We start from the raw sequence: 20828 nt of genomic DNA on the forward strand, positions 1-20828 counted from the left end.
GATCAGGCCGCGCGAGGGTGGCGGCCACTCTTCGGTGCTGGTGAGCGGGGTCTGGTGCGTCGAGATGCAAGGCGGAGGAGGCGAAAACGCGGTGGGTTCTCCCCTGCTCGAGCGAAGCCGAGAGCTTGGGGAGGTTGGCAACCGACGGCAACGCCGCAGATCGCAGTGCCAGACCCCGCGACCCGCGGCATGATCCGCCGGACAGGCCCTAGGCCCTAGGCCCTAGGCCCTAGGCGCCCGGCCCCGGATCCAGTTGCTGGATCGCCCGTACGTCGCGTCCTTCGGGTACGCCGCTGTCGCCGAGCCCCTTCGCGGGGCCCTGGCAGCCCTGCGCCGCCGCGATGCCGAGCGCCACCAGGAGCGTCACGACCACGAACACGAAGAGCCGCTGCCGCAGCAGCCGCGGGTTGGCGGGCCTGCGGCCGGTGCCGGTGGTCCGGGGGCCGGTTCTGCCTCCGGAGCGGGTGGTGTTCCTGGACGGCGCGGGACGCGAGCCGGACCGGGAGGAGCTGTTGCCGGCCCGCGATGAGCCGGTCCGCGACCCACCCGGCCGTGACGCGCTGGGCCGCGGCGGGGGAGTGCCCTGCGGATTGCGCCGCTGGGTGCGCTGGTCCGCGTACTCCTCGGCGAGCCGCCCGGTGGGCCGGTCCTGGTCGTGCCGGGGCGCGGGCGGCCGCACATCGGAGAGACCGCCCTGGGCCTCACGCGCCGCGATCTCCTTGAGCCTGAGCGACAGTTGCAGCGTGCTGGGACGCTCCTCCGGAGCCTTCGCGAGGCAGGCCCGGATGAGCGGCGCGAGCGCGTCCGGCACCCCGGCGAGCTGCGCCTCCTCGTGCACCACGCGGTAGAGCATGACCTCCGAACTGCCGTGTCCGAAGGGCGAGTCCGCCATCCCCGCGTACGCGAGCGTGGCGCCGAGGGCGAAGACGTCGGTGGCGGGCGTGACGGCGGCGCCGCGCACCTGCTCGGGTGCCAGGAAGCCGGGCGAACCGACGGCGGTGCCGACATGGGTCAGGGTCGAGGCACCGGTCGCCCACGCGATCCCGAAGTCGATGATCCGCGGCCCCTTCGGGGACAGCAGGATGTTCGACGGCTTCAGGTCCCGGTGCACGACACCGGCTTCATGTACGGCGACGAGTCCCTCGGCAAGCGCCGAACCGACCACCGCCACCTCGGCCGCGGTGAGCGGCCCCTCGGCGGCGACCTTGTCGTGCAGCGAGGGCCCGGGAACGTACTGGGTGGCGAACCACGGCCGGTCGGCGTCGAGATCGGCGGCGACGAGCCGCGCCGTGCACCCGCCGCGAATGCGCCGGGCGGCCGAGACCTCGCGGGCGAACCGCGAACGGAACTCCTGATCCTCCGCCAGATCGGGCCGGATCACCTTCAGGGCGACGCGCTGCCCCCGCCGGTCCGACCCCAGGTAGACGACCCCCATGCCGCCGGCGCCCAGCCGCCTGTGCAGTCTGAACGAGCCGACGACACGCGGGTCCTCGCGCCGGAGCCGCATCATCGCCATGTCCATCCCCGCTGCCCGGTCCGTTGTCGAGCCACAGCTTACGTTTCCACGGCCGGGCAGGTGCAGAGGCCGCGCCCTCACGCCCCGACCGATTGTCAGTGCCGGGTGGGAAACTTGAAGAGTGTTCAGGGGACCTGGGGCGAGCGGCCGTTGGGCCGGCCGCTGCCCCCAACCATCCATCGCTGAAGGGGGATTGATCCCGTGAAGGGTGATCGCGTGGAGATAGTCGTGGACGCCGGGGACACGACACGGACGTACGAGGTGGTGGCGAGCCGAGCGGGCCGCCGGGTGGAGACGGCGGTGCGCAGGGGAGTGGTCGAAGTGAGCGAAGTCACCCGCAGCGGCTCCGTCGTGCGGACGGCGCGGTTCATGGCGACGAGGGTGCTCGCCCTCGTCGAGCAGCCCGTCCCGCGGGAGGACACATCCGAGCAGGCCGCCCGCCCCCTCCGGGAAGACCCTGAGACCTAGGCCCCCATCTCCACCCATGGGAGTACACGAGGGGCGATCGGTCATCCTCCGGGAGGCCCGGCAATCGGTACGAGGGCATGACGTCGCGGGCGGTCGGCGCACCTAGATTTGAAGTCAAGCGGCGGGTGCAGCACTCGTCCCCCGAGGTCAGACACCCGCCGCTGCCAGATCCACTACAGACCGGTCAGGAGAGGAACCATGGCGGACACGGCATCGCGGACGATGATCCGCACGCAGGGACGTAAGGCTTTCGCCACGTTCGGCGTCCGCCCGTCCGGCACGCGCCATCCCTTGGTGGCGACGGCCATGGTCCTTCCCCTGGCGGCCCTGCTCGTAGTCGTCTTCGGCGGCTGGGAAGCGGTGGTCACACAAGCGTCGTCCGTGGGCGTGATGCTGGGGCGCTGAGCGGCGCCCCGGGCCCGGATGAGCGGTCCGGGCGGGGACATCCGGCCAGGAAACCCCGTGGGGACGGGGGTGCGGCGGACGGCAGATGGGAACGCCCGCGCAGCTGGGGAGCTGCGCGGGCTTTTCCCTTTCTTGCGCCTGAGCCGGCGCCGCTCTCGCGTAGGTGGTTGATCGCCGTTGGGGTTGCTCAGTTGATGGTTGCGGCACCAGGCCCCCGGAAGTACCCCCGGAAGTACCCGCTGCCGGTGCGTACCCTCGGGGGGACCTGTCGACGCACCCCGAGGGACTCGTGACCGCACTGCTCCCCGCTCTCATCGCCAAGCTCCGCGCCGCGGTCCACACGGCCCCCTGCGACTGCCGCCCCCCGGATACCGTCCTCGCCGACCGCGACGACGCGACCGTCGTCCGCCACGGCGGCACGGTCGCCAAGGCCCACGCCCCCGGCACCGATCCCGCGGAGCTCGCGACCCGCCTCCAGGTGGCCGCCGCCCTCCACGGCACGCTCCTGCCCCCGCTGGACGAGACGGCGATCCCGCTCCACGGCCGCCTGGTCACCCTCTGGGAGGCCGGCACCCCCGTGGATCGCGACGACCCCGACGCCGCCCCCTGGGAGGAAGTCGCCATCCTCCTGGCCCGCCTGCACGCCACACCCCCCGCCGAACTCCCTCACCCGCTCCCGGACATGCGGGGCCCCGCGAAGGCCGCCCGCGCCATGGCCCGGATGCGCGCGGCCGGCCCGCACCCCGCCCAGGTCCCCGTGGAGCGCGCCTGGGCCACCCTCCCGCCCTGGGCGCGCGCCGAGGCCCCCGCACCACCCCCGGGGCTCCTGTGCCACGGAGACCTCCACCTCGGCCAGCTGGTCCGCGCCCCGCGAGGGCACTGGCTGCTGATCGACGTGGACGACCTGGGGCTCGGCAACCCCGCCTGGGACCTGGCCCGCCCCGCCGCCTGGTACGCCTGCGGGCTCCTCGGCCCGGACGAGTGGACCCGCTTCCTCGCCGCCTACCAGGCCGCCCAAGGCCCCGCGATCCCGCCCGCCGGCGCCGACCCCTGGCCCGCCCTGGACGTCCCCGCCCGCGCCCTCACCGCACAGACCGCGGCCCTCGCCGTGGCCAAGTCCGTCACCGGCGGCCGGCTCCTCGACGAGATCGAGCAGGCCGTCGTCGACGCCTGTGATCGAATGGCCGCCCTCCCGCCGGAGTTGGCGTCCACCACCACGAAGTAGGGTGCAACGCACCGAAGCCGGGCAGAGATCCGGCGAAGCAGTCACGACCGGCGAGGAGTTGAGCCGACCATGCAGTGCCCCAAGTGCCACGCACCGATGCACACGTACAACCGCAATGGCGTCCAGATCGAGCAGTGCAGCGGCTGCCGCGGGATATTTCTCGACTACGGCGAGCTGGAGTCCCTGACCCGGCTCGAGGGCCAGTGGGGCGCCCAGCAGGCACCGCCCGCGCCGCCCGCCCCGCAGCAGGGCTACCCGGCCGCCGCTCCCGCACCGCAGTGGGGCGCTCCGCAGCACGGCGGCCACCACGGCGGTCACGGCGGGCACTACGGCCACAAGCGCCACAAGAGCTTCGGGCACATGCTCTTCTCCTCCTGACCGGAGGAACGACGAAGCCCCCGGCCGTGGGAACGGCCGGGGGCTTCGTACGGATGGTGCGCGATACTGGGATTGAACCAGTGACCTCTTCCGTGTCAGGGAAGCGCTCTCCCGCTGAGCTAATCGCGCAGGTCAACCTGCGTGTGTAGCGTACTGCGTGCGCGATACTGGGATTGAACCAGTGACCTCTTCCGTGTCAGGGAAGCGCTCTCCCGCTGAGCTAATCGCGCGGGACCGGTCCCACACCATACGGGACCAGGGATTATTCAGTTCTGCGTGCGCGATACTGGGATTGAACCAGTGACCTCTTCCGTGTCAGGGAAGCGCTCTCCCGCTGAGCTAATCGCGCTTGGAGGTGGAGACGGGATTTGAACCCGTGTAGACGGCTTTGCAGGCCGTTGCCTCGCCTCTCGGCCACTCCACCAGGAGTGCGGGGTCTCGGGAAGATCCCCCACTTTCCTGCGAGCGGACGACCAGGTTCGAACTGGCGACCTCAACCTTGGCAAGGTTGCGCTCTACCAACTGAGCTACGTCCGCTTGTCTTTCCCGTTCCGCTTGCGCGTCCCGGCGACGTGTTGAACTCTAGCGGATTCCTGGGCCAGTACAAAAACGCGTTTGCGCAGCGTGCTGCGCTGTCGTCGGCCCGGGGCGCCACCAGGACGCCGGTCATAGACTCGCAGACGTGCACAGCCCCCCTCAGATGTCCTCCCAGCGGCCCTCCGGGACGCTCCCGCCCATGGCGCGCTTCGGCGGCCTGGTGGCCACCGGCCTCAGCGATGTGACCAGCGATCCCGCCGCCCTGGAAGCGGGCGGCTTCTGGGCCGTCGCGGCCGATTTCGAGGGCGGTCTCGTCTGCGCCCGCTTCGACGACGTACGCCAGGAGCCCGTGCCCGCCCCCGTGCCGGGCGCCTGGCACGGACCGGCCGCCGATGACTGGACGTCCTCGCTCGACCGCGCCGCGTACATGGACGGCGTACGACGAGTGCGCGAACACATCGCGGCCGGCACGGTCTATCAGGCGAACCTCTGCCGCGTCCTGTCCGCGCCGGTGCCCGCCGACGCCGACGTGGACGCCCTGACCGCCCTCCTCGCGCGCGGGAACCCCGCTCCCTACGCCGGGACGATCCGGCTGCCCGAGCACGGCGTGGAGATAGCCACGGCCTCTCCCGAGCTGTTCCTGCGGCGCGAGGGACGTGTCGTGGAGTCGGGGCCCATCAAGGGCACCGGCCGCACCGAGGCGGATCTCCTGGAGAAGGACTACGCCGAGAACGTCATGATCGTGGACCTCGTCCGCAACGACCTCGGGCGGATATGCGTGACCGGCTCCGTCACCGTCCCCGACCTGTGCGTGGTCGAGAAGCACCCCGGCCTGGTCCACCTCGTCTCCACTGTCCGCGGCGAGCTGCTGCCCGACGCGGGCTGGCCCGAACTCTTCGCCGCCGCGTTCCCGCCCGGTTCCGTGACCGGCGCCCCGAAGTCCAGCGCCCTGCGCATCATCGACGCCCTGGAGACCGCGCCGCGCGGCCCCTACTGCGGCGGCATCGGCTGGGTCGACGCCGACCGGGGCACCGGTGAACTGGCCGTCGGGATCCGCACCTTCTGGATCGACCGCCCCGACGGGGCCTTGCGCTTCGGCACCGGAGCGGGCATCACCTGGGGCTCGGATCCGGCAGGGGAGTGGCGGGAGACCGAGCTGAAGGCCCAGCGGCTGCTGGCGGTAGCGTCGGGGACGTACGAAGTGAGTGGAGGGACCCCTCGGTGAAGATCTGGCTCAATGGTGGCCTGCATGACCTCGATACCGCCCGCGTCTCCGTGCTGGACCACGGTCTGACCGTGGGGGACGGCATCTTCGAGACGGTGAAGACGGCCGAGGGGCGGACCTTCGCGCTGACCCGGCACCTGGACCGGCTCGCCCGCTCGGCGCGCGGCCTCGGCCTTCCCGAGCCGGACCTGGACGAGGTCCGCGCGGCCTGCGCCGCCGTCGTCGGGGCCAACCCGATGCCGCTGGGCCGGCTGCGCATCACGTACACCGGAGGCCTCTCGCCGCTCGGCTCGGACCGCGGGGACCAGGGGCAGACGCTGGTCGTCGCCCTCGGGGAGACCTCGCGGCGCCCCGACGCGACCGCCGTGATCACGGTTCCCTGGACCCGCAACGAGCGCGGCGCCCTGACCGGCCTGAAGACCACGTCGTACGCCGAGAACGTCGTCGCCTTGGCCCGCGCCCACGAACAGGGCGCTTCGGAGGCGCTGTTCGGCAACACCGTGGGGCAGCTGTGCGAGGGCACGGGGTCGAACGTCTTCGTCGTGCTCGACGGCGAGATCCACACGCCCCCGGTCGCCTCCGGGTGCCTCGCGGGCATCACGCGCGCGCTGGCCGTCGAGTGGACGGGCGCGCGGGAGACCGATCTTCCGCTCGACGTCCTGGACCGCGCCGACGAAGTGTTCCTGACCTCGACGCTTCGCGACATCCAGGCCGTACACCGGATCGACGGACGTGAACTGCCGGGCGCACCCGGCCCGGTGACCGTCAAGGCGATGCGGATCTTCGACGAGCGTGCCGCGGACGACCTCGACCCGTAGGCCGACCGGCAAGCGGGCGAAATAGTGGTGACGACGCGGTCCCGTGGCGGGTACAACACCACTGATGACGACGACCCTGCGGCCGACCGGGCCGCTTCAGCAGAGCGCTGACGGCGCGAAGTCACGCACGTACGAGGTGTGTGTGAACAGCCGTCCGGTGGGCGGGATAGAACTCGCCACGCACCCTGTGTTCGGCCCCGCGGTCGCACAGATCAAGGACCTGCAGATCGGTGAGTCCGACCGGCGGCGCGGCCGCGCGACGGTCGCCGCGCTCGCCGCGGAGGAGGTCGTGCGCGGCTGGGGCTGCGCGCGGATCGAGACGGCGGTGCCCGCCGAGGCCGCGGCGGCGCACCGGCTCGTGCTGGCGCTCGGCTACGTGGAGCGCAACCGGCAGCTGGCCAAGACCCTGGCCGGCGAGCCCCCCGCGCTGCCCGTGGGCACCGAGGGCCGGCCGATGAGCGACGCCGAGTACGAGGTGTGGCTGGCCCGCGAGAAGGAGGACTACGCCCGCACCTGGGTGGAGCGCGGCGTACCGGAGGCCGAGGCGCGAGCCAAGTCCGAGGCCGACCACGCGAAGAACCTGGGGCAGGGCCTGGCCACCCCCGGGATGCGGCTGAGCGTGCTCGCCCACGAGGGCACGCGGGTCGGCACGCTGTGGCTCGCGGTGCGCGACGACTCCGCGTTCGTCTACGACGTCGAGGTCGACGAGGAGTACCGGGGGCGCGGTCACGGCCGTTCCCTGATGCTCCTCGCGGAGGCCCAGGCCCAGGAGGCGGGCAGCAGCCGCATCGGCCTCAATGTCTTCGCGGGCAACACCCCGGCCCAGCGGCTGTACGAGTCGCTGGGGTACGAGCCGATCACGTACTACGTCTACAAGCAGCTTCTTTAAGAAGTCTCTCCAAGCGCAGCTTCTTTACGAAGCGGCGAGCAGGCGGTCCGTGATCTCCTCGACGCGCTCGCGCAGGCCCTCCTGGCTCTTGCCGCCGTCGAGACGCTCGCCGCCGACCACGTACGTCGGCGTGCCCGTGACGCCGATGGCCTTGCCCTCCGCCTGGTCGGCGTCGACGATCAGGATGTGCCGGCCGTCGATCAGCGCGGTGTCGAACTCCTCGGCGTCCAGGCCCAGGCTCCGGGCCGCGTCGACGAGGACGGCCTCGCCCTTGGCGTCGAGATCGTCGACCCTGCCGAGCACCGCCTCGACGTACGGCCAGCCCTTGCCCTGCTCGAAGGCCTCCTCGGCGGCCTGGGCGGCGGCGAAGGCGTGCTTGTGCTTCTCGAGGGGGAAGTGGCGCAGGCGCAGCTCCACGCGGTCGCCGTAGCGCTCCCGCAGGGCGTGTACGTCGTCGAGGGCGCGGGTGCAGTCCGGGCACTGGAGCTCGCACCAGAGTTCGATGACCACGGGGCCGGCGGGGGTGGCGGGGGAGGAGTCGTTCATGGGCCCAGTCTTCCACCGACCGGGACCTGGGGAGGATGCCGGACCCGGAGATGTCCCTGAGGTCGGCCCCGGGCGTGGCTCGGGGAGGCCCACCCGGTGCAGGATGGAGAGGACGACACCGTCACCGTCTATGCCGCATGCCTGGAGGACCGGATGATTGCCGAGACCGTCTGTTCCGCCGTGTCCGCGGCCGGCCTGGGCATCGCCGCGGTCACCGCCTACCGCAAGCGCTTCCTCGCGGCGACGCGCCTCGCCGCCTACTCCCTGATCCCGGTCGGCCTGGTGATGACCGGCGTCGTCGGCTGGCTGGCCGACACCGCCTTCAGCGTGAAGGCGTGGGCGGGCTTCGGCGTCCTCGGCTTCGCCTGGCTGCTCTTCATGACGACACGGGCCGTGGAGCGCCGCAGCGTCGGCACCCGCAAGGAGCGCAAGGCCGCCAAGGCCGCCCAGCGCGAGGCCGTCGCCCCCGCGGCCTCGGCGCCTTCGCTGGGCCAGACCGCCCGCCCCGCCGCGAAGGCCGAGGTCAAGGCCAAGCCGAAGGCCGCAGCGCCTTCGGAGGACTTCAGCGACATCGAGGCCATCCTGAAGAAGCACGGCATCTGACACCCCGGACGGCATCTGACACCCCCGATCCCCCGAGGGCGGGCTGCGTGAGCTGGGCGGCTAGCCGCCCAGCCGCAACTCGGCGAGGACGTTCACGTCGCTGATCCACGGCGTGGAGCCGTTGGCGCAGCGCACCGCGCGCCCCCGGCCCGGGAAGGCCGGATCCGGCAGGGCGAGGCCAAGGCGGTGGCGGCCGTGCGTCCCGGGCGGCAGGGCCAGCTCTCCGCGCACCGTCACGGTCTTCGGGCCCGCATGGCCGTCGTCCGTCTCCGCCCGCCCCTGTGGCAGCCACGCGCGCCAGTCCGCGCCCGTGTCCGCCGACGTGACTGCCTTGCCGTCCGCGTCCAGGAGCACGAAGCGCACCGGACGCGGGTGCTTGGGCGCCGCGAAGCCGCGGTTCACCAGGTCGACCTCGATCGGGAGGCGGCCGGCGCGGGCCCCCGACAGGTCGTAGCGGGCCTCGCGCACCTCGATCCGGTAGCCCAGGTGGTCCCGCAGGTATTCGAAGTGCGTGCGCGCCACGGGCCGCCCGTCACGCCCCCGGAAGTAGCCGTCCGAGACCGGGAGCAGCGCGTCCGCCGTCTGCCGCTCGGTCAGCTCCGCCGCCTTCCAGGCGGGCACGGTGACCGTCGCGTTGTGCACCAGGGACAGGCTGTCGAAGCGCAGCGTCTGAAGCCGCCGCGCGGCGGGCACGCCGGGGATGACGGTGCTCCAGGCGTAGGGATCGGAGCTCTGGCCCTTGTCCCAGGGCATCTCGCCGTCCACCATCCGTGTCTGTGACACGTCGAGATAGCTGGGCCAGCCGGGGTTGTCCGGGACGTAGTAGTCCCACTCGCCCTCGCCGAGCGTCACGTAGTCGTTGTGGTAGCCGACCCGGTCCAGGATCGCCCGGTTGGTGATGAGGTCGCGCTTCTCGGCGTACCGGACCTGGGTGTGCATGCCCGGCGGGAGCGCCTCGACGAGCGTCGTCATGATGGCGGTGACGGCGTCGGGGTACGTCTCGTGCTTGTAGTAACTCCCGTGCCACTCGCCCCAGGTGCCGAGGAATCCCGCCTGCCAGACGGCCACCACGTCGCTGTTGCGCGCCACGACCGGCGCGAGCTGCCCGATGTGCCGCTGGATGTCCTGCACGGTGTAGCGCCGGTTCTCCCGCACGCCGTCGTCGTACACGAAACGGAGGACGGCCGCGTACCCCTTCGCGCGCAGTCCGCGGAAGACGCTCTCGATGTTGTCGAGAGCGCTCTGCGGGATCGTGGTCGTCGCGAAGTCCCAGAGGTAGAAGTACAGCTGGGTCAGATGCGCGCCAAGGCCGTACTCGCGCTCCAGGACCTCAAGGGTCTTCGCCGCGTCGGGGAAGTGGTCCTGCTCGTTGGGCCAGGGGCTGGTCAAGTCCCGTGCGTTGTACGACATCTCGTAGCGGAAGCCGCGGCGCGGATTGGCCAGCGGGGCGCGGCCCGCTGGGTCGTCGGGGCGGATGCCGCGATGCGGGACCCGCTGCCAGGCCGCGGCGCGGGCGCCGGGTGCGGCGGACGCGGTGGAGAGCGGGACCATCGCGGCCGTGGCCGTGCCCAGGGCGGTCGTCAACAACCGTCTGCGATTCACTCGCATGTGGGACTCCCTCGTTCGTGTGGACGGCGGGCGAGCCGAGTCTGACGAGGTGCCGCGCTGGTGGGCCATGGACTTAAGCGCGCCGGGCACTGGACTTTTCCGGTCACGGAATTTGGCGAACTCCCGCCCTTTCCGGGCGTGTTGGTCGGCGGGGGTACGCCGACTGCGTCATCATCGCCGCGAGATGCTGGACACCACCACACCGGGCGATGCCGCCCCGCCGACCGATGAGCGAGCCGCGACGCCGCAGGAGCCGCAGGGCTGTCTCTTCGCGCTCTCCCAGCCACCCCTGATGATCTTCCTGGCGGTGATCGGCTTCCTGCTCCTGATGGGTTCGTTGCACGATCTGCTGAGCCTGTAGCGGCCGGCGGCGGGGCTCAGCCCGCGGCTTCCTTGCGCCGGGCCCGGTAGGCGGCGACGTGCAGCCGGTTCCCGCAGGTGCGGCTGTCGCAGTAGCGGCGCGAACGGTTGCGGGAGAGGTCCACGAAGGCGCGCCGGCAGTCCGGCGCCTCGCAGCGCCGCAGCCGCTCCTGCTCCCCGGCGACCACGAAGAACGCGAGCGCCATCCCGCAGTCCGCCGCGAGGTGGTCGGCGATGGAAGCGCCCGGCGCGAAGTAGTGCACGTGCCAGTCGTAGCCGTCGTGGTCGGTGAGCCGGGGCGTGGTGCCCGCCGCGGCGACCAGCTCGTTGATCACCGTGGCCGCCGCCTGCGGCTCGGGCGAGGCGAAGACCTGGCTGAAGCGCCCGCGGATCTGTCGTACGCCCTCGAGGTCACGCTCGGTGAGCACGCCGACGTCGCTGATGTCGTGGCTTCGCACGAATTCGCCCAGGGCTGCCACGTCCGCGAGCCCTTCGGTCTTCTCGGCGCCCGCGGCATCCGCGGCGTCTTCGTCGTCTGGTGCGGTGTTCACCAGATCGACCACGGCGTCGAGTGCGCACCGGGTGTCGTGGGTGATCAGCACGATTCGCTCCCTGGCCTGGGGGTCGGGCAGGTGTGCCCGCCGATGCCGGTCGATGCTAGCGGCTTCCCGACACACCGCACCGGCGCCGTCCCCGCGGGAATCCGCGGCGACGGCGCCGGTGCCTGGCCTATGCGGTTGTCGTGCCCGTGCCGTCGCCCCGAGTCGGACGGCGCCGGGCGCTCTCGCGCCGCCTGGATCTAGCTTTCGGCCAGGATGTGCGAGAGCTCCGTATCGAGATCGAAGTGGCGGTGTTCTGTGCCGGGCGGCACGGCCGCGTCCGTTCGCTTGAGGAACGATTCCAGGGCCCGCGCCGGGGCCTCGAGCAGAGCCTCACCCTCCGGGGAACTCAGGGCGATGCAGACGACGCCCTGACCGTGGCTCCGGGACGGCCAGACTCGGACGTCGCCGGTACCGGTGGGCCGGTGCAGGCCCTCGGCGAGGAGGTCGCGGGCGAACACCCACTCGACGGTTTCCTCGGCTCCGGTGTGGAAGGTGGCGTGCACGGCATAGGGATCGGCCGTGTCATACCGCAGTCCTGCGGGTACAGGCAGTGAGGACTCGCTCGACACAACGAGGCGCAGGTGCAGCTCGCAGCTGACCGTGGTGTTCATAAGCGCCAGGGCCTTTCGCTCAGTGTGCGCTCGGGGATTCGCACGTCGGCGAAATCGACATGCCACCTACGGTGCCGTTGTAAACCCCTCTGAGGGTTTTGCGTGTCTTTAGGTAGCTCGTACGGCGGGGTGTCGGTTCGGGGAGTGGAGCCATTCCGGTGACGGGTTTCCGTCCGGTAGGGTTTGGCCGTATGAATACGGGGAGTAACGAGCCGGGAGTCGCCGAGCCGACCACCGGTGAGAAGGCCGAACAGCCGCTTGGATCGCGTGCGCCGGAGTTCGTCCAGGCGCGCAAGGCGCTGCACCTCAGCTGGCAGGTGGGCGTGTTCATAGTGGGGCTCGCGGTCGTCGCCGCGGGCATCGTCATGTTGCCGCTGCCCGGACCGGGCTGGCTCGTGATCTTCGGTGGAATGGCGATCTGGGCGACCGAGTTCGTCTGGGCCCAGCTGGTCCTTCGCTGGACGAAGCGGAAGGTCACCGAGGCCGCGCAGCGTGCGCTCGACCCCAAGGTGCGCCGCCGCAACATCATCCTGACGACCATCGGTCTGGTGATCGTCGCCGTGCTCGTGGCGGTCTACGTCTGGAAGTTCGGCCTCGAGATGCCGTGGAAGATCAAGGAGTGACCTTCGGGTGACTCCGGGGTGGTCGGAGGCACCCGCTGACATGCGGTAATGTTCTCCGTGCGCCCGGGGCGATTAGCTCAGTGGGAGAGCGCTTCGTTCACACCGAAGAGGTCACTGGTTCGAACCCAGTATCGCCCACCCCGGAACTGCGGCCCGGAGGCTTTAAGCCTCCGGGCCGCAGTCGTGTTTCCCGTGTTCCCTTGTCTTTTACGGGAATTGACGGACCGTCCGAGAAAAGCGGACGGAAGCGGACGCAAGCGGAGTGGAGAGCGCGGAAAACGGATCAGCGCATTCTGCCGAGTGCGGAACGGACTTTACGGGCGTCGCGCAGTCGTTGTTCGTACGTCGCGCCGACGGCGAGCAGCAGCAGACCGGCGAGCGCGGGCGGCAGCCAGCGCGGCAGGGCGTCCACCACCTGGGCGACATGGGGCGCCAGTTCGTGCAGCGTGTCCAGGGCGAGCACGGCGGAGCCGAGGACGAGCGGCGCCTGCAGCCGCTGCCGGGCGCCCGCCAGGGTGATCAGGAGTGCCGCGATCCCCAGGAGCAGCGGCCGCTGCCAGTGCGGGTCGCTCCAGGCCGCGGCGAGGCTCGGCAGCAGGGTCGCCGCGAGGCCGGGACCGTAGGCCGTCCAGGAGGACGTGGCGGGGTCGCTGCGCCGCCGCAGGGCGCCGAGCAGCAGGGCGGGGACGGTGGCGGGCAGGGTGTACGCCTCGGGTGTCGTGACGTCCCAGGCGGCGAGGCGGACCCAGCTCGCGAGCAGGAACAGCACCCCGGCCGCGTAGCCGACACCGCGCCGGTCAGGGCGGACGGCCGTGCCCGCGGCGATGACACCGCCGAGCGCGAGCGCCAGGGCGAGCGTCGTGGCGTGCCCGGCGGCGAGCACGATCCCGAGCCCGCCGGCCCCGGCCCCGGCGACCTCGACCGGCACGGTCAGCCGGTGCCGGCCGAGCGGCGCGGCGGCGCAGGCGGCGAGCGCGGGGACGGCGAGGACGAGCAGCCCCGTGTGGTCGACGCGGAGGTCCATGGCAGCCCCCACGGCGCAGGCGAGTGCGGTGGCGTACGCGACGGCGGCGCAGACGGCGGGGACGGCCTCGTCGCGGCGGTCGGCGTAAGCGGCAGTGGCCAGGAACAGGGCCGTCAGGGCGCCGAGAGTGCCGAGCGTCGCCGCGGTGGTGGCCAGCGCGAGTGCCGCGACGCTGACGGAGGTCGCGAAGGCCAGCCCCAGGGCGGTGCGGGCCACGGCCTTCGAGTCGACGCGGGTGGCGAGGACGAGCAGCGCGGCGGTCACCGCGACGTGGGCCGACACCCCGGCCGCGTACGGGAGTTGGAGCGCGAACGGCAGGGTGAGGAGCGCGGCCCAGGCGAGGGAGAGGGCGAGGGCGAGGACGGCGACGCGGGCTGCGGCGGGCTTGGTGTGCGCTTCCGGGGTGGGCGCTTCGGCCTCCGTGGATACGCCCGGGCCCTGCTCGCTCGGCAGTGCCGCCCCGGTGCCCACCAGGCGGACCCCCGCGTACACCACCCCCGCCACCACGGCGAGCACGAGGGACGCCATCACCGGGTGCGGTGTGGGCAGTTCGGACACCGTGGCCCCTGCGCGGGCGTCCGTGGGAGCGCCCGACCAGGCCTCTCCGGTCCACCGCGCCGGGCCGAGCAGCACCGTGAGGAGTACCGGCAGCGCCCACAGCACCGCGAGACCGTGCACCAGGAGTGCCGCTGCGGCGGTGCCGCTTCGTACAGGGCGCGGCAGCGTGTCGCGTACGACCACCGCCAACAGCGTTACGGCGCACGCCAGATAGGCGGGGACGGTCCACGCGGCGGGCAGCGCCTCGCGGAGTACGCCGCCGGTCGCGGCGGCCAGGCACAGGGCGCCCGCAGCGGCCGCCCCCGTCGCCTGCTCCGGATTCGGCAGCAGCCACGCGGCGACGAGTGCGACCGCCGCGGCGAGCGCGAGGAGCGCGCCCGCGCGTGCCGCCTCCGGCACGTCCGAGGCCGCCCAGGACAGCCACCCCGAACTCAGCGTTCCCCACAGCCCCGCGGCGCAGGCGCCGACCGTGGCGACGACGCGTACGGCATCGTCGCCGGCCCGCAGCGCGAGCGCCGTGTCGAACGCCGCCGTCACCAGGAGCGCGGCCGCGACCGAGTGGTCGCCGGAGTCCGACGCCCAGAGGAACAACGGGAGTTGAGCCGCGGCCACAGCCACCGGCAGGGGCAGCCGCAGCTCGCGGAAGACGACTCCGTACGCCGCCCACAGCGCGGCAAGCACCGCCGACGCGGCCGCCGCGTACGCCACCGGGTCGGCGTCCGGCAGGGTGACGGCATGGAGGGCGTACGCGTCGAGGACGGTGAGCGCGAGGCCCAGCGCCGCGACCGTCTCCGCCGTCGAACGCAGCGAGCGGCGCAGCAGCACCGCGGGCACGGCGAGCGCCGTCAGGGTCAGCGCGGCCAGGACCGCGCTGCGGCCCCCGATGCCCAAGTGCCCCCAGCTGACCACCGTGAAGGCGACCGCCGCGACGGTCAGCAGGATGCCGCCGAGGGTGAGCAGCGCGTTCTGCACGTTCGGCGGCGTGGCCTCGGACGTGCGCGGGGGCTGCGGGTGCCGGGGCGGCTGCGCCGCCTGGAGGGTGCCGAGCAGCCAGGCGCGGCGCCGCAGCAACTGGGCCCGGCGCGCGTCGAGGTGGCGCAGCTCCTGGTCGAGGATCCGCAGCTCCTCGGCCGGGGGCGGGATGTTCGTCATGGACCGGAGTGTGGTCCAGGGCACAGTCCCGGACATCGGTGCGGATACTCAGGACGTACTCAGATCGCCCGCCTGCCGGACGAGCACGCCCTGGAGCGGCAGACTCGGTCCATGGACTGGTGCCACTACCGCTTCCGCAGCGTCTGGAATCTGCCCGCGCCGCCCGCCGACGTGTACGCGGCCCTCGAAAGTGCCGAGGACTATCCCCAGTGGTGGCCGCAGGTGCGCGCGGTGACCCCGGTCGACGAGCGCAGCGGCACCGCCCGGTTCCGCTCCTTCCTGCCGTACGACCTGTATGTGACGGCTCAGGAGCGGCGGCGCGACCCCGGCGCGGGGGTCCTGGAGATCGCGATGACCGGCGACCTGGAGGGCTGGGCGCGCTGGCAGGTCACCGCCGTGCCGGGCGGGACGCGGGCGCTCTACGACCAGGAAGTGGTGGTGCGCAAACCGCTGATGCGGCGCTTCGCCGTCCCCGGCCGTCCCGTCTTCCTGCTCAACCACGCCCTGATGATGCGCGGGGGAGAGCGGGGCCTGCGGGCGTACCTGGCGGACCGCTGACCGAGCGGGCGGAAGCGGTCCGAGGGAAGCGGTTTGATGGAAACCCGCCGGGACCTGTATTGTTCAGTCCGTTCCCGGGCGATTAGCTCAGTGGGAGAGCGCTTCGTTCACACCGAAGAGGTCACTGGTTCGAACCCAGTATCGCCCACCCGGAGAATGCCGGTCCGTCACCGACGGACCGGTTTTTTCATGCCTGCTTCCATGCCTGTACGGCACTGAAGGTCAAGCTGCCGCAGGCAGTTCGGGCCGCAGCGGCCACGCGGGATCCACCGCCTCCGGCGTACCACTGCGCGCGAACCACGCCTGCAGTCCCCGCGCCTGCGCCGCGTGCCACACCGCCTGCAACGCGTGCAGCTCGGCCGGCGAGAGGCGCTCCAGACGGGACGCGAAGCGCCGCCCCACGGCACGGACGACGTCGAGCGCCGCCTGTGCGTCGGCCGCCGCGTCGTGCGCCTCGTCCAGCTCCACCGCGTAGTGCGCGCACAGATCGGTCAGCGTGCGGCGGCCCTTGCGGTAGCGGTCCAGCTGCTTGTCCAGGACCCGTGGATCCAGGACGCACAGGGGGGAGCCCCCCATGTAGTGGCTGAGCGACGACGCGCGGTGCCTGCGCAACTCCCGGTCCAGGAGCGTCAGATCGAAGGGCGCGTTCATGACGACGATCGGCCGGCCCGCCGCGCCCTGCTCGGCCAGCTCGCGGGCTATCTCCTCCATCACCGGCGCGGGCCAGCGGCCGTTGCGCTGGAGATGATCCTCCGTCAGTCCGTGCACCGCGGTGGCGGCCTCGGGCACCGGAACGCCCGGGTTCACCAGCCAGCGGCTGATCCGCGGGCGGGTGCCCGCGCCTTGCTGGACGACGACGGCGGCCGACACAATGCGGTCGGTCTCGACGTCGACGCCCGTGGTCTCCGTGTCGAATGCGGCCAAGGGCCCCTCGTACCAGCACGCCATAGTGACGCAACTCCTCGTTCATGTCCGGCAGATGGCTTTCCTCCCCTGCCCACACCGGTGATACCCGGGCCGTTTGCGCTGTACGCGGCCCGGAGACAACACAGGTACAGGGCTTGGCGGTTGACCGGCCCGAAGCGGGGATTCACTGGTTCGGAAGGCTCGTTGGACATGGCGCTCGCGCAGCCCGAACAGGGTGGGCTGCTGCCCGAGCGGATCGCACCGCCGCGCGGCACACTCGCCACCACCGCCTGTATGGAGACCCTTCAGGTGGGCTATCTGCACGCCGTCGCCGCCGCGGCGGGGTGCTCGCTCTCCCAGCCCTTTCCGGACAACGGCATCGACTGGCACGTCAGCCACAGCGCCCCCGGGCACACGGTCGACGACGAAGTCACCATCAAGGTGCAGCTCAAGTGCACGTACCAGCTGGCCCCGAACCCTCCGGGGCCCGCCTTCTCCTTCACGCTGGACAACCCGCACCTGGAGAAGCTCGCCCGCACTCCGGTCTCGGTGCACAAGATCCTGGTCGTGATGATCGTGCCCAGATCGCGGGACGACTGGCTGCGCGCCGGCCACGACCGGCTCGACCTGCGGCACTGCTGCTACTGGACCAACCTCGCCGGACACCAGGTCACCGGCCGGCGCAGGACCACCGTGCGCGTCCCGACCTCGCGGATCTTCGACGACAGGGCCCTCTGCGAGATCATGACGCGGGTCGGGACGGGAGGGAGACCTTGATGCACCGCCCGATCGATGAACCAGTACGACCCGTCCGCCCGCACCCCGCCGAAGCGGGATGGCCGAGCCCGGCCGATCTGCCGGGCCCGCCCGCACCGGAGCAGGTCGACCCCGCCGTGCTCGGCGCGTTGCTCGGCCGCCACGGCTGGCATCGGCGAGGCGGCGCCGCGGGCCGATACGCCCGGTGGACCCCGCCCGGCCCCGGAGGCGGCGGCACCAGCCTGCTCGTACCGGAGAGCAGGGCCTTCCCCGACTGTGCGGACCTCATCGGCGAGGCGCTCGTCGCGCTGTCCCGCAGCGCGTCGCCGTCCGCCCGCGAGGTGCTCGTCGGCCTCGCCGTGCCCAGCGACGAGATCCGCTGGTGGCGGGATGTCCCGGCCGGGCCCGCGGGCGCCGCGACCTGGACGGCCGAGGAGCAACTGCGTACGGCGGCACGGCAGATGCTGCTCGCGGGCGCTCTCGCAGCGCGGGGCCGCGCCGGGTACTACGGGGCGCGGCACCGCGGGCCCGCCGCCGCGTCCCTGGAGAACGTCCTTGTGGGGCCCGCTCCCGGCGGGCGGCAGCTCACCGCGTTCGTGCCCGTCGCGACCGGGCGGCAGCTCGCGGTGCGGCTGCACCAGGCGCTGTTCGCCGCCCGCGAGGCCGTCGACTACCAGCGCGCCGCGGGTGGCATGGACGCCTTCGACGGGGCCGTGGAGGCGGGGGTCAGCCATGAGCTGACGGAGGCGATCGTGTCCCTGGTGCGGGGCACGGAAGGCGCGCGGATCGCGGTGCGGTGGGCGCCCGGAGCCGGGGTGCCCGAAGGGTGCGCGGCGCCCGCCGAGCCCGTCGAGTTCTCGCCCGGCGACCTGCCGGTGCTGCGTGAGGCGGGCGCCCGCTATCTGCGGGACGAGCCCGCGGTGGCGGTGCGGATCACCGGGGCCGTGGTGCGGATGCGGCGGTCGGGGCCGCGCGGGGACGGGACGGTGCGGGTGCGGGTGCTCGCGGGGGCCGAGGTCCCCCACGTACGCATGACGCTGGACGAGGAGGCGTACCGCATTGCCGGGCACGCGCATCTGGTGGGTCTGCCGATCCGGGTGCACGGCCGGCTGGAGAGCCGGGGCGGCTTCCGGCGGCTCACCGGGGCCTGCAAAGTGGTGCCGGTGCAGGTCGACGAGGCCGAGCGGGACCGGCTGATGAAGTCGCTCCAGGAGAATCTCGACTTCTTCGAGGAGGCGTGCAGCGGTGACTGAGGAGGGCTGCGGCGGTGACTGAGTAGGCCTGCGGCGGCGACTGAGTAGGCCTGCGGCGGCGACTGAGGGCGGGCGCGGCCGGTGCCGGAGGGCTGCCGGGGGATAACCGTTTCGCGATGGGTGCCCCGGGCTCGGTACGATTCGTTTCGCGTGCAGGAGCAGATCTGCCGCGACCCCCTTCAGGCAGGAGAGACCGGTGTCAGACGTCCGTGTGATCATCCAACGCGATTCCGAGCGGGAAGAGCGCGTGGTGACGACGGGCACTACGGCCGCCGAACTCTTCCCCGGTGAGCGCACCATCGTCGCCGCGCGCGTGGGCGGCGAGCTGAAGGACCTGGCGTACGCCGTCCAGGACGGCGAGGAGATCGAGCCGGTCGAGATCTCCTCCGAGGACGGCCTGAACATCCTGCGGCACTCCACCGCGCACGTGATGGCGCAGGCCGTGCAGGAGCTCTTCCCCGAGGCCAAGCTGGGCATCGGCCCGCCGGTCAAGGACGGCTTCTACTACGACTTCGACGTCGAGAAGCCGTTCACGCCCGAGGATCTCAAGGCCATCGAGAAGAAGATGCAGGAGATCCAGAAGCGCGGCCAGCGCTTCTCGCGCCGCGTCGTCACCGACGAGGCCGCCCGCGAGGAGCTGGCGAACGAGCCGTACAAGCTGGAGCTCATCGGCATCAAGGGCTCCGCGTCCAGTGACGACGGCGCGGACGTCGAGGTGGGCGGCGGCGAGCTGACCATCTACGACAACCTTGACCCGAAGTCCGGCGACCTGTGCTGGAAGGACCTCTGCCGCGGTCCCCACCTGCCCACCACCCGGAACATCCCGGCGTTCAAGCTGATGCGCAACGCCGCGGCGTACTGGCGGGGCAGCGAGAAGAACCCGATGCTCCAGCGCATCTACGGCACCGCGTGGCCCACCAAGGACGAGCTCAAGGCGCACCTGGAGTTCCTCGCCGAGGCCGAGAAGCGCGACCACCGCAAGCTGGGCAACGAACTGGACCTGTTCTCCATCCCGGAGCAGATCGGCTCCGGCCTCGCGGTCTTCCACCCCAAGGGCGGCATCATCCGCCGGGTCATGGAGGACTACTCGCGCCGTCGGCACGAGGAGGAGGGGTACGAGTTCGTCTACACCCCGCACGCCACCAAGGGGAAGCTCTTCGAGACCTCGGGCCACCTGGACTGGTACGCCGACGGCATGTACCCGCCCATGCAGCTCGACGAGGGCGTGGACTACTACCTCAAGCCCATGAACTGCCCGATGCACAACCTGATCTTCGATGCGCGCGGGCGTTCCTACCGTGAACTGCCGCTGCGCCTCTTCGAGTTCGGCACCGTGTACCGGTACGAGAAGTCCGGCGTCGTGCACGGTCTGACCCGTGCCCGCGGCTTCACCCAGGACGACGCGCACATCTACTGCACCAAGGAGCAGATGGCGGACGAGCTGGACAAGACGCTCACCTTCGTCCTGAACCTGCTGCGCGACTACGGCCTGACCGACTTCTACCTGGAGCTGTCCACCAAGGACCCGGAGAAGTTCGTCGGCTCGGACGAGATCTGGGAGGAGGCCACCGCGACGCTGCAGCAGGTCGCCGAGAAGCAGGGCCTCCCGCTGGTCCCGGACCCGGGCGGCGCCGCCTTCTACGGCCCGAAGATCTCCGTGCAGTGCAAGGACGCCATCGGCCGCACCTGGCAGATGTCGACCGTGCAGCTCGACTTCAACCTGCCGGAGCGCTTCAACCTGGAGTACACCGGCCCGGACGGCTCCAAGCAGCGCCCGGTCATGATCCACCGTGCCCTGTTCGGTTCCATCGAGCGGTTCTTCGCGGTGCTCCTGGAGCACTACGCGGGCGCCATGCCGCCGTGGCTCGCCCCGGTCCAGGCGGTGGGCATCCCGGTCGGCGACGCGCACGTCCCGTACCTCCAGGAGTTCGCGGCCGACGCCAAGAAGAAGGGCCTGCGGGTCGAGGTGGACGCCTCCTCGGACCGCATGCAGAAGAAGATCCGTACGCAGCAGAAGCTGAAGGTCCCGTTCATGATCATCGTCGGTGACGACGACATGAACGCGGGCACGGTCTCCTTCCGCTACCGCGACGGCTCGCAGGAGAACGGCATCCCGCGCGACGAGGCGCTCGCCAAGCTCCTCGGCGTGGTGGAGCGTCGCGAGCAGGTCTGATCGTTCCCCGCGCGAGCGGGGCAGGAGGCCCCCG

21 protein-coding genes and 7 tRNA genes are annotated in these 20828 nt (G+C 71.9%); 16 read left to right on the forward strand and 12 right to left on the reverse strand.

Annotated features, from left to right (window positions below; translation table 11 throughout):
- Positions 1-229: 229 nt before the first annotated feature.
- Positions 230-1522, reverse strand: a complete 1293-nt coding sequence (locus ACIBKX_RS27780) for a serine/threonine-protein kinase (RefSeq protein WP_363274401.1) — start codon at positions 1520-1522, stop codon at positions 230-232.
- Between the two features lie 195 nt (positions 1523-1717).
- Between ACIBKX_RS27780 and ACIBKX_RS27785 the strand changes: the two genes are divergently transcribed.
- From ACIBKX_RS27785 to ACIBKX_RS27800, 4 genes are all read left to right on the forward strand, one after another.
- Positions 1718-1984: a hypothetical protein gene (locus ACIBKX_RS27785; RefSeq protein ID WP_266868958.1), complete on the forward strand. Its 267-nt coding sequence runs from the start codon at positions 1718-1720 to the stop codon at positions 1982-1984.
- Positions 1985-2182: 198 nt separating this feature from the next.
- On the forward strand, positions 2183-2389 hold the full coding sequence (locus ACIBKX_RS27790; protein ID WP_135336237.1) for a hypothetical protein: 207 nt from the start codon (positions 2183-2185) through the stop codon (positions 2387-2389).
- Positions 2390-2678: 289 nt separating this feature from the next.
- Positions 2679-3614: an aminoglycoside phosphotransferase family protein gene (locus ACIBKX_RS27795; protein ID WP_363274402.1), complete on the forward strand. Its 936-nt coding sequence runs from the start codon at positions 2679-2681 to the stop codon at positions 3612-3614.
- A gap of 69 nt (positions 3615-3683) precedes the next feature.
- Positions 3684-3992: a zf-TFIIB domain-containing protein gene (locus ACIBKX_RS27800; protein WP_363274403.1), complete on the forward strand. Its 309-nt coding sequence runs from the start codon at positions 3684-3686 to the stop codon at positions 3990-3992.
- Between the two features lie 54 nt (positions 3993-4046).
- Here ACIBKX_RS27800 and ACIBKX_RS27805 read toward each other — a convergent pair.
- From ACIBKX_RS27805 to ACIBKX_RS27825, 5 genes are all read right to left on the reverse strand, one after another.
- Positions 4047-4121 (reverse strand) — tRNA-Val (locus ACIBKX_RS27805).
- Between the two features lie 29 nt (positions 4122-4150).
- Positions 4151-4222 (reverse strand) — tRNA-Val (locus ACIBKX_RS27810).
- A gap of 47 nt (positions 4223-4269) precedes the next feature.
- Positions 4270-4341: transfer RNA gene (locus tag ACIBKX_RS27815), tRNA-Val, on the reverse strand.
- 1 nt (position 4342) lies between these two features.
- Positions 4343-4416: transfer RNA gene (locus tag ACIBKX_RS27820), tRNA-Cys, on the reverse strand.
- 40 nt (positions 4417-4456) lie between these two features.
- Positions 4457-4529: transfer RNA gene (locus ACIBKX_RS27825), tRNA-Gly, on the reverse strand.
- 163 nt (positions 4530-4692) lie between these two features.
- On the opposite strand from ACIBKX_RS27825, the gene ACIBKX_RS27830 reads away from it, so the two are divergent.
- The 3 genes from ACIBKX_RS27830 to ACIBKX_RS27840 all read left to right on the forward strand — a co-directional run bounded on the left by ACIBKX_RS27830 (position 4693) and on the right by ACIBKX_RS27840 (position 7461).
- On the forward strand, positions 4693-5754 hold the full coding sequence (locus ACIBKX_RS27830; RefSeq protein WP_363274418.1) for a chorismate-binding protein: 1062 nt from the start codon (positions 4693-4695) through the stop codon (positions 5752-5754).
- Positions 5751-6572: an aminodeoxychorismate lyase gene (locus tag ACIBKX_RS27835; RefSeq protein WP_363274404.1), complete on the forward strand. Its 822-nt coding sequence runs from the start codon at positions 5751-5753 to the stop codon at positions 6570-6572. Before ACIBKX_RS27830 ends, ACIBKX_RS27835 begins: the two co-directional genes overlap by 4 nt.
- 64 nt (positions 6573-6636) lie before the next feature.
- Positions 6637-7461 (forward strand): GNAT family N-acetyltransferase, encoded by an 825-nt coding sequence (locus tag ACIBKX_RS27840; protein ID WP_363274405.1) that lies wholly within the window; start codon positions 6637-6639, stop codon positions 7459-7461.
- A gap of 24 nt (positions 7462-7485) precedes the next feature.
- Here ACIBKX_RS27840 and ACIBKX_RS27845 read toward each other — a convergent pair whose 3' ends face one another.
- The gene (locus tag ACIBKX_RS27845; RefSeq protein WP_363274406.1) at positions 7486-8007 is read right to left on the reverse strand and encodes a DsbA family protein; all 522 of its coding nucleotides are present in this window, start codon (positions 8005-8007) and stop codon (positions 7486-7488) included.
- A gap of 153 nt (positions 8008-8160) precedes the next feature.
- Between ACIBKX_RS27845 and ACIBKX_RS27850 the strand changes: the two genes are divergently transcribed.
- Entirely contained in the window at positions 8161-8610 is a 450-nt protein-coding gene (locus ACIBKX_RS27850) for a hypothetical protein (RefSeq protein ID WP_363274419.1), read from the forward strand.
- Between the two features lie 60 nt (positions 8611-8670).
- On the opposite strand, the gene ACIBKX_RS27855 is transcribed toward ACIBKX_RS27850, so the two are convergent.
- Entirely contained in the window at positions 8671-10218 is a 1548-nt protein-coding gene (locus tag ACIBKX_RS27855) for a DUF4874 domain-containing protein (protein ID WP_363274407.1), read from the reverse strand.
- Between the two features lie 184 nt (positions 10219-10402).
- Here ACIBKX_RS27855 and ACIBKX_RS27860 point away from each other — a divergent pair, with 184 nt between their 5' ends.
- Complete coding sequence (locus ACIBKX_RS27860; RefSeq protein WP_363274408.1) at positions 10403-10579, forward strand: hypothetical protein; 177 nt, start codon at positions 10403-10405, stop codon at positions 10577-10579.
- A gap of 16 nt (positions 10580-10595) precedes the next feature.
- Here the strand turns inward: ACIBKX_RS27860 and ACIBKX_RS27865 are convergent, their stop codons facing one another.
- Together ACIBKX_RS27865 and ACIBKX_RS27870 are read right to left on the reverse strand one after the other, a co-directional pair.
- Positions 10596-11180, reverse strand: coding sequence for a CGNR zinc finger domain-containing protein (locus ACIBKX_RS27865; RefSeq protein WP_363274409.1), 585 nt, complete (start codon positions 11178-11180; stop codon positions 10596-10598).
- A gap of 197 nt (positions 11181-11377) precedes the next feature.
- A complete protein-coding gene (locus tag ACIBKX_RS27870; protein ID WP_003959770.1) occupies positions 11378-11791 on the reverse strand; it encodes an SsgA family sporulation/cell division regulator in 414 nt (137 codons plus the stop codon).
- 191 nt (positions 11792-11982) lie between these two features.
- Between ACIBKX_RS27870 and ACIBKX_RS27875 the strand changes: the two genes are divergently transcribed.
- Both ACIBKX_RS27875 and ACIBKX_RS27880 read left to right on the forward strand, forming a co-directional pair.
- Positions 11983-12414 (forward strand): TIGR02611 family protein, encoded by a 432-nt coding sequence (locus ACIBKX_RS27875; RefSeq protein WP_363274410.1) that lies wholly within the window; start codon positions 11983-11985, stop codon positions 12412-12414.
- 66 nt (positions 12415-12480) lie between these two features.
- Positions 12481-12552: transfer RNA gene (locus ACIBKX_RS27880), tRNA-Val, on the forward strand.
- 145 nt (positions 12553-12697) lie between these two features.
- On the opposite strand, the gene ACIBKX_RS27885 is transcribed toward ACIBKX_RS27880, so the two are convergent.
- Positions 12698-15148 carry an SCO7613 C-terminal domain-containing membrane protein gene (locus tag ACIBKX_RS27885; RefSeq protein ID WP_363277206.1) on the reverse strand — a complete coding sequence of 817 codons (2451 nt, stop codon included), beginning with the start codon at positions 15146-15148 and terminating at the stop codon, positions 12698-12700.
- Positions 15149-15259: 111 nt separating this feature from the next.
- On the opposite strand from ACIBKX_RS27885, the gene ACIBKX_RS27890 reads away from it, so the two are divergent.
- Together ACIBKX_RS27890 and ACIBKX_RS27895 are read left to right on the forward strand one after the other, a co-directional pair.
- On the forward strand, positions 15260-15706 hold the full coding sequence (locus ACIBKX_RS27890) for an SRPBCC family protein (protein WP_363277205.1): 447 nt from the start codon (positions 15260-15262) through the stop codon (positions 15704-15706).
- A gap of 76 nt (positions 15707-15782) precedes the next feature.
- Positions 15783-15854, forward strand: a tRNA-Val gene (locus ACIBKX_RS27895).
- Positions 15855-15928: 74 nt separating this feature from the next.
- On the opposite strand, the gene ACIBKX_RS27900 is transcribed toward ACIBKX_RS27895, so the two are convergent.
- On the reverse strand, positions 15929-16654 hold the full coding sequence (locus tag ACIBKX_RS27900) for a 3'-5' exonuclease (RefSeq protein WP_363277204.1): 726 nt from the start codon (positions 16652-16654) through the stop codon (positions 15929-15931).
- Positions 16655-16822: 168 nt separating this feature from the next.
- Here ACIBKX_RS27900 and ACIBKX_RS27905 point away from each other — a divergent pair, with 168 nt between their 5' ends.
- From ACIBKX_RS27905 to thrS, 3 genes are all read left to right on the forward strand, one after another.
- A complete protein-coding gene (locus ACIBKX_RS27905) occupies positions 16823-17389 on the forward strand; it encodes a DUF4365 domain-containing protein (protein WP_363277203.1) in 567 nt (188 codons plus the stop codon).
- Entirely contained in the window at positions 17386-18621 is a 1236-nt protein-coding gene (locus tag ACIBKX_RS27910; RefSeq protein WP_363277202.1) for a hypothetical protein, read from the forward strand. Before ACIBKX_RS27905 ends, ACIBKX_RS27910 begins: the two co-directional genes overlap by 4 nt.
- A 196-nt stretch (positions 18622-18817) precedes the next feature.
- A complete protein-coding gene (gene thrS / locus ACIBKX_RS27915; protein WP_363277201.1) occupies positions 18818-20794 on the forward strand; it encodes a threonine--tRNA ligase in 1977 nt (658 codons plus the stop codon).
- Positions 20795-20828 lie beyond the last annotated feature (34 nt).

Source organism: Streptomyces sp. NPDC050658 (genome assembly GCF_044457025.1).
In the GTDB taxonomy this organism is placed as follows: domain Bacteria; phylum Actinomycetota; class Actinomycetes; order Streptomycetales; family Streptomycetaceae; genus Streptomyces.